Source organism: Nocardioides sp., assembly GCF_047607365.1.
Lineage (GTDB): Bacteria > Actinomycetota > Actinomycetes > Propionibacteriales > Nocardioidaceae > Nocardioides.
Window position 1 is genome coordinate 1 of record NZ_JASGDD010000208.1, and the last position, 8,489, is coordinate 8,489.

An 8,489-nucleotide genomic window follows, 5' to 3' on the forward strand; every position below is an offset into this window, starting at 1 on the left:
CGCCGGGATCGGCCAGCGTGCCGAACGCCTCGAACGCACGCTCGCGGTCCTCGGCGGCGACACCGGCTCCGGCGTCGTGGACCTCGAGGCGCCAGCGGTCGCCGGCGGCCGTCGCGGCGATCCGCACCGTCCCGCCGGCGGGGCTGTGCCGGGAGGCGTTGTCGAGCAGGTTGGCGACGAGCTGCCGGAGACGCGCGGGATCGGCACGGACGACGAGGTCGCGGGGCGCGCTGACGGCGTACTCCACGGCACGGGCGAGGACCCGGCTCTCCTCCACGGCGGACTCCAGCAGCGGGCCGACGGCGACGGGCTCGGGGGAGAGCGGCGCCTTGCCGGCGTCGACGCGGGCGAGGTCGAGCAGCTGCTCGACCAGGGCCGCGAGCCGCTGCGCCTGGGCGAGTGCGGGAGCGAGCGAGGCGCCGTCGGCGGGCGCGACGCCGTCGACGATGTTCTCCAGCACCGCCGAGAGCGCGGTGAGCGGCGTGCGGAGCTCGTGGCTGACGTTGGCGACGAGGTCGCGGCGCTGCCGGTCGACGGCGGCCAGGTCACGGGCCATCGTGTTGAACGCGCGGGCCAGCTCGCCCACCTCGTCGGCCGAGGTCGCGCTCACCCGCACGGCGTAGTCGCCGGTGGCCATCCGCCGCGCGGCCGCCGTCATCTCGCGCAGCGGGGAGGTCATGCCGACGGCCAGGAGCTGGGTGACCGCCAGGGCGAGCAGCACCGTCACGGGCACGCCGAGCCAGGCCGGGACCCCGGAGGCGCGGCCCGCGCTCGACAGCAGCACGGCAGCGGTGACGCTGGCGGCGACGACGAGGCCGAGCTTGACCTTGAGCGAGGAGACCCGGGCGAGCGGCTGGCTCATCCGCGGGTCCCCGTCTCGAGGGCGTAGCCGACGCCGTGCGCCGTCCGCACGAGGTCGGCGCCGACCTTGGCGCGCAGGCCCTTGACATGGCTGTCGAGGGTCCGGGTCGCCGAGGCGCCCGGCCACCCCCACACCTCGGCCATCAGCCGGTCGCGGGTGACGACCGCGCCCGGGTCGGCCGCGAGGACCAGGAGCAGGTCGAACTCGGTCGGCGTCAGCCTGGCCTCCTCGCCCCGGACCCATACCCGCCGGGCACCCGGATCCAGGCGAAGGTCGCCGAGCTCGACCGTGCGCCGGGTCTCCTGCCCGGCAAGCTCCGCGGCCCGGTCGACGCGGCGCAGCAGCGCCGCGATCCGCGCAACCAGCTCCCGCATCCCGAACGGCTTGGTGAGGTAGTCGTCCGCGCCGACCGCGAGCCCGACCAGCAGGTCGGCCTCGTCGTCGCGCGCCGTGAGCATCAGGACGGGCACCGGGCGCTCGGCCTGGATCCGGCGGCAGACCTCGTGGCCGTCGTACCCCGGAAGCATGACGTCGAGGACCACGAGGTCGGGCGCATGCTCGGCGAAGGCGGCCACGCCGCCGGGCCCGTCGTGGGCCGGTACGACGTCGTACCCCTCGGCCACGAGCCGGTCGCAGACCGCCTGGTTGATGACCGGCTCGTCCTCGACGACGAGGATGCGCCGGCGCGTGGACGGCTCGCTGTGACTCACACCCCGAGGCTAGGGCGGCGGCGGGTCAGGAGGTGGGCACGACCTGTGGAGGTTCTGTGCAGATCAGGGGACGAGCAGGGCGATCTCCGAGGCGGCCGCGAGCGCCTCGTCCAGGGTCACGAGCCGCGCGCCGTGGGACTCCGCCAGCGCGAGGAGGTAGGCGCCGGTCACCTGACGGTGGCCGCGCACATGGGAGAGGTCGGCGTCGGCGTACGACAGGGAGTCGGGCCAGAACGTGCACTCGTCCTGCTGGTGCATTGCCCGGAGTCCGTCCTGGACGTCGGCCACAGGCACGCCCTTGCGGACGAGATAGCGAACCATCGCCCCTTCGGTGACCGAGGAGAGCGCGATCGAATGCCCGTCGCTGATCCACGAGTCCACGCGGTCATGGAACTCGTGGGCCTCGTCGGCGAGCGGAATGAGAACGCTCGCGTCCAGCAGGAACGTCGTCACTCGTCCTCGTCCAGGAAGGCGAGGACCTCCTCGTGCGTCACGGGTGTGCCGGTGTTGAAGGTGGGGAAGCCCGAGTGCTTGCTTCGGCCGAACTTCACGGGCTCCTCGTCCACGAGGTCGAGGCCGCGAGCGACCGATTCGGCAATCGCGGTGGAGAGGGAGATGCCGTGCTTCTCGGCGTAGGCGCGGGCTCGCTGATGCGTGACGGGAGGCAGGTCGACCGTGGTCCTCATAGCCACATCGTACGCCGCATCACGCCGTGATGCAGCCCTGGATCAGCGGGTCAGCGGCCGTGCAGCGGGGTGACGGTGCCGTGGCCGCCGCGGCGGTCCTCGGGCTGGTCGGGGTCGTCGCGGGTGGCCGAGGAGCCGAGGAAGGAGAGCGCGGCCTCGTGCAGGTGGCCGTTGGTGGCCACGGCGTTGCCACCCCACGGCCCGGGCTGACCCGACAGCGAGGTGAACGTGCCACCGGCCTCGGCGACGATCGGCACCAGCGCGGCCATGTCGTAGACCTCGAGCTCGGGCTCCGCGGCGATGTCGACCGCGCCCTCGGCCAGCAGCATGTAGGACCAGAAGTCGCCGTAGCCCCGCGTCCGCCACACCCGCCGCATCAGCGCCAGCATGCCGTCGAGGTTGCCGGCCTCCTCCCAGCCGTCGAGGGAGGAGTAGGCGAAGGAGGCATCGTCCAGACGGCGTACGTCGGAGACGTGCAGCTGGGTCCCCTTCATGAGCGACTTGCCGGTCCAGGCGCCCTGCCCCTGGGACGCCCACCAGCGCCGGCCCAGCTGCGGGGCCGAGACGACCGACATGACGACCTCGTCCTCGACCGCGAGCGAGATGAGCGTCGCCCACACCGGCACGCCGCGGACGTAGTTCTTGGTGCCGTCGATCGGGTCGATGATCCAGCGTCGCGCGCCGTGGCCGGACGAGCCGGTCTCCTCGCCGGTGATGGCGTCGCGGTTGCGTGCCCGCGAGAGCGTACGCCGGATCGCCTCCTCGACCGCCTGGTCCGCATCGCTCACCGGCGACAGATCGGGCTTGGTCATGACGTGCAGGTCGAGCGCCTTGAACCGGTCGTTGCTGATCGAGTCGGCGTCGTCGGCGAGCAGGTGCGCGAGCCGCAGGTCGTCGGTGTAGTCCGCCACGTCCCACACACTAATCGGGCTGGGCGGGACGGCTGCGCCGGGAGGCGCTCCGTGCGTCGCGGGTCGTTCGGGAGTGGCGGGCCGCTCAGGTATGGCGATGGAACACGGCGGTCACGGTGATCAGGTTGCTCATCGACGCCATCCCCACCTTGTTCCAGCTCAGTCCGTAGGCCGAGCGGTCGATCGTGGCCTCGGCGGTGAGCTGGACGACCTCGCTGCTCGCACTCGGGGCGACGGCGACCGACAGCGGGCGAGTGACCCCGCGGACGGTGAGCTGTCCCTCGGCGATCACGTCGCCGTCGACCTCGCTGAGGGCGGTCAGGTCGTAGGTGATGAAGGGATGGGTCTCCGCATCGAAGAAGTCGGCCGAGCGCAGGTGCTCGTCGCGCTTCCGCTGCGCGGTGTCGATCGAGGCCGTCGCGATCGACAGCGTTCCGGTCACGGCTCCGCTGGCCGAGACCGACCCGTGGCCCGCGACCTCGGTGAACGTGCCGGAGACCGGCACCATCCCCCACATGCTGCGGCTCTTGAGCTCGACCCTCGAGCGCGCCGCGTCCAGCACCCACTCGCCGGCCCCGTCCGCGCGAAGTCGGGCGATCAGCTCGGCAGCGCCCACGGGGGACGTCGTGTCGGTCATGGCAACCCCTACCCTTGGTTTGAATGTTCAAACAGAGGCTAGTCCGGTCGACTTGAACCGTCAAATAGCGCTGGTGGATGATGGCGCCGTGGCCGCTGACCCCTGCTCGGACCGAGAGAGCTCGCCTCCGCCCGCGGCGGACTGGCTGAGCGACGAGGAGATGCGGACCTGGCTGGATCTCGGGGCGGTCATCATGTGGCTCCCCGCCGCCCTCGACGCCCAGCTCAAACAGGACGCCGGTCTGAGCCACTTCGAGTACCAGGTGCTCGCCATGCTCTCCCAGTCACCCGACCGCACCGCACGCATGGGCGACATCGCGGTCCTGGCCAACGGCAGCCCGTCCCGGCTGACCCACGCCATCGCGCGCCTGGAGGGACGTGGCTGGGTCACGCGCACCCCGGGCGCCGGACGGTCGGTGTTGGCCGGCTTGACCCCGAGCGGGTGGGACAAGGTCGTGGCCACCGCCCCCGGTCACGTCGAGGCGGTGCGCCGCTACGTCTTCGACACCCTCACCCCGGCGCAGGTCACCGGCCTGGGCGTCGCCGTCGCCCGCATCCGTGAGGCACTGCGCGATCCGGACGATTACCCCGACGGCTGCCCCCGGCCGTGAGCCGTGGCGTCCGCCTCCGTCGGAGTCCGATCCGGTCGCGGTGCCCCCGGCAGGGGGTCGCGCCCGTGGGACCGGCTCAGTAGTCGGTGGCGCTGCGGGCGGCGAGGAGACGCCGGAACGACTCGACCCGCTCGGGGTCGGCCTCGCCGCGGGCGACGGCCTCGTCGAGCCCGCACTCGGGCTCGTCGCCGCCGTGGGTGCAGCCGCGGGGGCAGTCCTCGGTCATCTCGTCGAGGTCCGGGAAGGCCTCGATGAGGTGGTCCGGCTCGACGTGCGCGAGCCCGAAGGAGCGGATGCCGGGGGTGTCGATCACCCAGCCGGCCTCGCCGCCCCCGCCGGGCAGGGCCAGCATCAGCGCCGAGGTCGAGGTGTGCCGCCCGCGGCCGGTGACCACGTTGACGTGCCCCACCTCGCGGCCGGCGTCGGGGACGAGCGCGTTGACCAGCGTCGACTTCCCGACCCCGGAGTGGCCGAGCAGCACGGAGGTCCGGCCCGCGAGCCGCTCGCGCAGCTCGCCGAGCCCGTCGATGCCGTCGGCGCCGCGCCGGGTCACCACCCAGGGCACGCCCAGCGCGCGGTAGGTCGACAGCAGCGTCTCGGGGTCGGCGAGGTCGGCCTTGGTGAGGCACAGCAGGGGCGCCATTCCGGCGTCGTACGCCGCCACGAGAGCGCGGTCGATGAGCCCGTGCCGCGGCTCCGGGTCGGCCAGGGCTGTCACCACGACCAGCTGGTCGGCTCCCGCGACGATCACCCGCTCGACGGGGTCGTCGTCGTCCGCGGTGCGGCGCAGGACGGTGGAGCGCTCGCGCACCTCGACGATCCGCGCCAGCGCGCCGTCGTCGCCCGAGGTGTCGCCGACCACGCGGACCCGGTCGCCGGTGACGACGCCCTTGCGGCCGAGCGGCCGGGCCTTGACCGCCCAGATCTGGCGCCCGGCGACGACGACGGTGAAGCGCCCCCGGTCGACGGTCACGACGACGCCGTCGACCGCGTCGTCGTAGGTCGGCCGGTCCTTGGTGCGCGGGCGGGTGCTGCGCCGGGGACGGTCGTAGGCCTCGACGTCCTCGCGCCCGTAGCGGGCGTTGTTCCGCGCCAACGCTCAGTGCTCGAAGAGGCTTGCCCAGAAGGGCGCGAAGTCGGTGAACGTCTTGCTCGTCGTCCCCACGTTCTCCACGCGTACGCCGTCCACGGCCGCTCCGACGAGCACGCCCGCGTGGGCCATCCGGTGGTCGGCGTACGTGTGGAAGACGCCGCCGTGCAGGGGCGCCGGGGTGAGCGTGAGGCCGTCCGGGTGCTCGACGACGCCGGCGCCCAGCGCGGTGAGCTCGGTCGCGAGGGCGGCGAGCCGGTCGGTCTCGTGCCCGCGGATGTGGGCGATGCCGGTGAGGTGGGAGGGCGTCGAGGCGAGCGCGCACAGGGCCGCCACCGCCGGGGTGAGCTCGCCGACGTCGTGCAGGTCGGCCTGGAGCCCGGTGAGCGCGCCGGGCTCCGGGCCGGTGACGGTCAGGCCGGACGAGTCGAGGGAGACGGTGCAGCCCATCTCGGCGAGGATCCAGCGCAGGTCGTCGCCGGGCTGCGTGGTGTCGTGCGGCCAGTCCCGGACGGTGACCGTGCCGCCGCTGACGGCGGCGAGGCCGAGGAAGGGGGCGGCGTTGGAGAGGTCGGGCTCGATGACGTGGTCGATCGCCTTGACCGGGCCGGGGGAGACGACCCACCGGTTGGCCTCGGAGTCATCGACCTCCACCCCGTGAGCGCGCATCATCGCGACGGTCATGTCGATGTGGGGGAGGGACGGCACGGGCTTGCCGTCGTGACGGAGGTCGACGCCGCGCTCGTAGCGGGCGCCGGCGAGCAGCAGCGCGGAGACGAACTGCGACGACTCGCTCGCGTCGATCGTCACGATCCCGCCGGGCACCGCGCCCGCGCCGTCGATGGTGAAGGGCAGGGCCTCGCCGTCGACGGTCACGCCGAGGGAGCGGAGCGCGTCGAGGATGCGCCCGACCGGCCGCTGCCGCATGTGCTCGTCGCCGTCGAACTCGATCGCCCCGCGGCTCAGGGCCGCGACGGGCGGGACGAAGCGCATCACCGTGCCGGCCAGTCCGACGTCGATCGTGGCCTCGATCCGCTCGAAGGCGCCGGCGGCGGGGATCGGCGTCACGGCCCAGTCCGGGCCGAGCGTGTCGATCTCGGCGCCGAGCGCCTCGAGGGCTCCGGCCATGAGCAGCGAGTCGCGCGAGCGGAGCGCGCGATGCACGACCGACGGGCCGTCGGCGATGGCGGCGAGCACCAGCGCCCGGTTGGTCAGCGACTTCGATCCGGGCAGCGAGACGGTCGCCTCGACGGGACGTCGAGCGCGCGGCGCGGGCCAGGGGTCGAGGGTCACCGGCTCAGCCTATCGACGCCGAGTTCCCGAACACGCTCTCAGTGCGTGCCCGACGAGCTGTCGTCGCCGTCGGTGCTGTCGATGAAGTCGTCGGCCTCGACCTTCGCGACGATCGAGTCGGCGTAGGGGTCGAAGTGGCCGAGCTGCCTGCCGTTGTCGTCGGAGCTGAGCTCGCAGGTCAGCGTCGAGCCGATGATCGGGCCGCACACGCCGGCCTCGTTGCTGGACCAGCCGACGAGGCCGGTGAGCGTGATGGTCACGGTGGCGTGCCGCCCGGCCGGGATCCCGGTGACCACGAAGCGCGAGGCGAGGTAGTCGTCGCTGTTGGGGGTCACGTGGACGTTGGCGATCCGCAACGCGCCCGACGGGGGCGTGACCACGACGGTGACCGTGGCGGAGTCGGTGCTGACGCCGTCGCCGACCGTGTAGGTGATGGTGTGCCGGTCGCTGCGGCCGCGGGTCGGCGTCCACCGGATCGTGTGCCCGCTGAGCGTCCCGCCGCTGACGTTGGTGACGGTGATCGGGTCGCCGTCGGCGTCGGTCGCCGGCACGGTGACGACGGCGTCCTCGTCGTCGCGGATCTCCAGCGTCTCGTCGTCTGCGTCGGCCGGGTGGGCGTTGGTGAGCGAGACGGTGACCGTGGCACTCGCCGACTCCTTGCCGTCGGTCACGGTGTAGCTGAACGAGTCGCTGCCGGCGTACGCGCCGGTGGGGGTGTAGGTGAGCGAGCCGTCGTGCTCGGTGACCGTGCCGTGGGCGCCGTCGTGGACGGTGTAGGTCAGCGCGTCGCCGTCGGCGTCGCTCGCGTCGGCCGCGATCGTGACGGCCGAGGACCAGTGCGTCGTGGTGGACTGGTCGTGGGCGGTGGGCGCCTGGTCCGGGTTGAGCCCGATGACGACCGTGACGGTGCCGGTCGCGGTGCCGCCCGCGCCGTCGCCCACCGTGTAGGTGAAGGTGTCGGTCTCGTCGGCGGTCCGCCCGCGCGGCCAGACCGGCGGCGCGTAGAAGACCTTCCCGTCGCGGAGCTCGGCGGTCCCGCCCGCGCCCGCCGGCGTGCCGACGGCGGTCACCGTCAGCGGGTCGCCGTTGGCGTCGCTGTCGTTGGCGAGCACGTCGACCTCGAAGGGAACGGGGTCGGCGTAGACCGCGTGCACCTCGAGGTGGTCGGCCGCCGCCACCGGGGCCTTGTCGGGCGTGGTGACGGCCACGGTGCCGGCCACGGTGCCGCCGTGTCCGTCGGTGAGGACGTAGGAGATCGTCTCGACGCCGCGCCATGCCGTCTCGGGCGTGTAGACGACCGTCCGCGGTCGCTTGGCGCGCGCGGCGACGGCCGCGTCGATCGCGCCGCCGATGGTGCGTGCCGCGGCCCGGCTGGTGGCGCTGCCGATGCTGACCGTGCCGTGCGGGGTGCCCTGGATGCGGGCGGACTTCACCGAGAGCCGGTCGCCGTTGGCGTCGGTGGCGCCCTGGGTGAGGTCGATCGTCACCGAGCCGGCGCCGTCGGCGAGCGTCACGGCCGGGACGGGGGTGGAGATCACCGGCGCGCTCTGGGTCTCGCTCGTCGCCGAGGAGGTCGGGCTCGCGGTCGCGGTCGGGCTCGCGGTCGTGGCCGGCGTCGTGGTGGGGGAGCTGCTCGGCGTCGTGGCCGGGGGCGTCGCCGGTGCGGTGGCGTCGGCGGGGGGCGCGTCAG

The 8,489-nt window shown here is 73.5% G+C and carries 10 protein-coding genes; 1 reads left to right on the forward strand and 9 read right to left on the reverse strand.

What is annotated here, in order from left to right:
• From QM572_RS16150 to QM572_RS16175, 6 genes are all read right to left on the reverse strand, one after another.
• Positions 1-862, reverse strand: an 862-nt coding sequence (locus QM572_RS16150) for a histidine kinase dimerization/phospho-acceptor domain-containing protein (RefSeq protein ID WP_415094943.1), incomplete at its 3' end; no start/stop codon positions are given.
• On the reverse strand, positions 859-1,572 hold the full coding sequence (locus QM572_RS16155; protein ID WP_415094945.1) for a response regulator transcription factor: 714 nt from the start codon (positions 1,570-1,572) through the stop codon (positions 859-861). The genes QM572_RS16150 and QM572_RS16155, both read right to left, overlap by 4 nt.
• 63 nt (positions 1,573-1,635) lie before the next feature.
• On the reverse strand, positions 1,636-2,025 hold the full coding sequence (locus tag QM572_RS16160) for a PIN domain-containing protein (RefSeq protein ID WP_415094947.1): 390 nt from the start codon (positions 2,023-2,025) through the stop codon (positions 1,636-1,638).
• On the reverse strand, positions 2,022-2,258 hold the full coding sequence (locus QM572_RS16165; protein ID WP_415094949.1) for a hypothetical protein: 237 nt from the start codon (positions 2,256-2,258) through the stop codon (positions 2,022-2,024). Before QM572_RS16165 ends, QM572_RS16160 begins: the two co-directional genes overlap by 4 nt.
• Before the next feature lie 50 nt (positions 2,259-2,308).
• Positions 2,309-3,184 carry an inositol monophosphatase family protein gene (locus tag QM572_RS16170; protein ID WP_415094961.1) on the reverse strand — a complete coding sequence of 292 codons (876 nt, stop codon included), beginning with the start codon at positions 3,182-3,184 and terminating at the stop codon, positions 2,309-2,311.
• Between the two features lie 70 nt (positions 3,185-3,254).
• Positions 3,255-3,806, reverse strand: coding sequence for a YceI family protein (locus QM572_RS16175; protein ID WP_415094951.1), 552 nt, complete (start codon positions 3,804-3,806; stop codon positions 3,255-3,257).
• 88 nt (positions 3,807-3,894) lie between these two features.
• Between QM572_RS16175 and QM572_RS16180 the strand changes: the two genes are divergently transcribed.
• Positions 3,895-4,416 carry a MarR family winged helix-turn-helix transcriptional regulator gene (locus tag QM572_RS16180; protein WP_415094953.1) on the forward strand — a complete coding sequence of 174 codons (522 nt, stop codon included), beginning with the start codon at positions 3,895-3,897 and terminating at the stop codon, positions 4,414-4,416.
• Between the two features lie 76 nt (positions 4,417-4,492).
• Here the strand turns inward: QM572_RS16180 and rsgA are convergent, their stop codons facing one another.
• From rsgA to QM572_RS16195, 3 genes are read right to left on the reverse strand one after another with little or no spacing between them, the layout of a single operon-like run.
• Entirely contained in the window at positions 4,493-5,512 is a 1,020-nt protein-coding gene (gene rsgA / locus QM572_RS16185) for a ribosome small subunit-dependent GTPase A (protein ID WP_415094955.1), read from the reverse strand.
• Positions 5,513-5,515: 3 nt separating this feature from the next.
• Positions 5,516-6,799 (reverse strand): 3-phosphoshikimate 1-carboxyvinyltransferase, encoded by a 1,284-nt coding sequence (gene aroA, locus QM572_RS16190; RefSeq protein ID WP_415094957.1) that lies wholly within the window; start codon positions 6,797-6,799, stop codon positions 5,516-5,518.
• Between the two features lie 38 nt (positions 6,800-6,837).
• On the reverse strand, positions 6,838-8,337 hold the full coding sequence (locus QM572_RS16195; RefSeq protein ID WP_415094959.1) for an Ig-like domain-containing protein: 1,500 nt from the start codon (positions 8,335-8,337) through the stop codon (positions 6,838-6,840).
• Between the last annotated feature and the right edge of the window lie 152 nt (positions 8,338-8,489).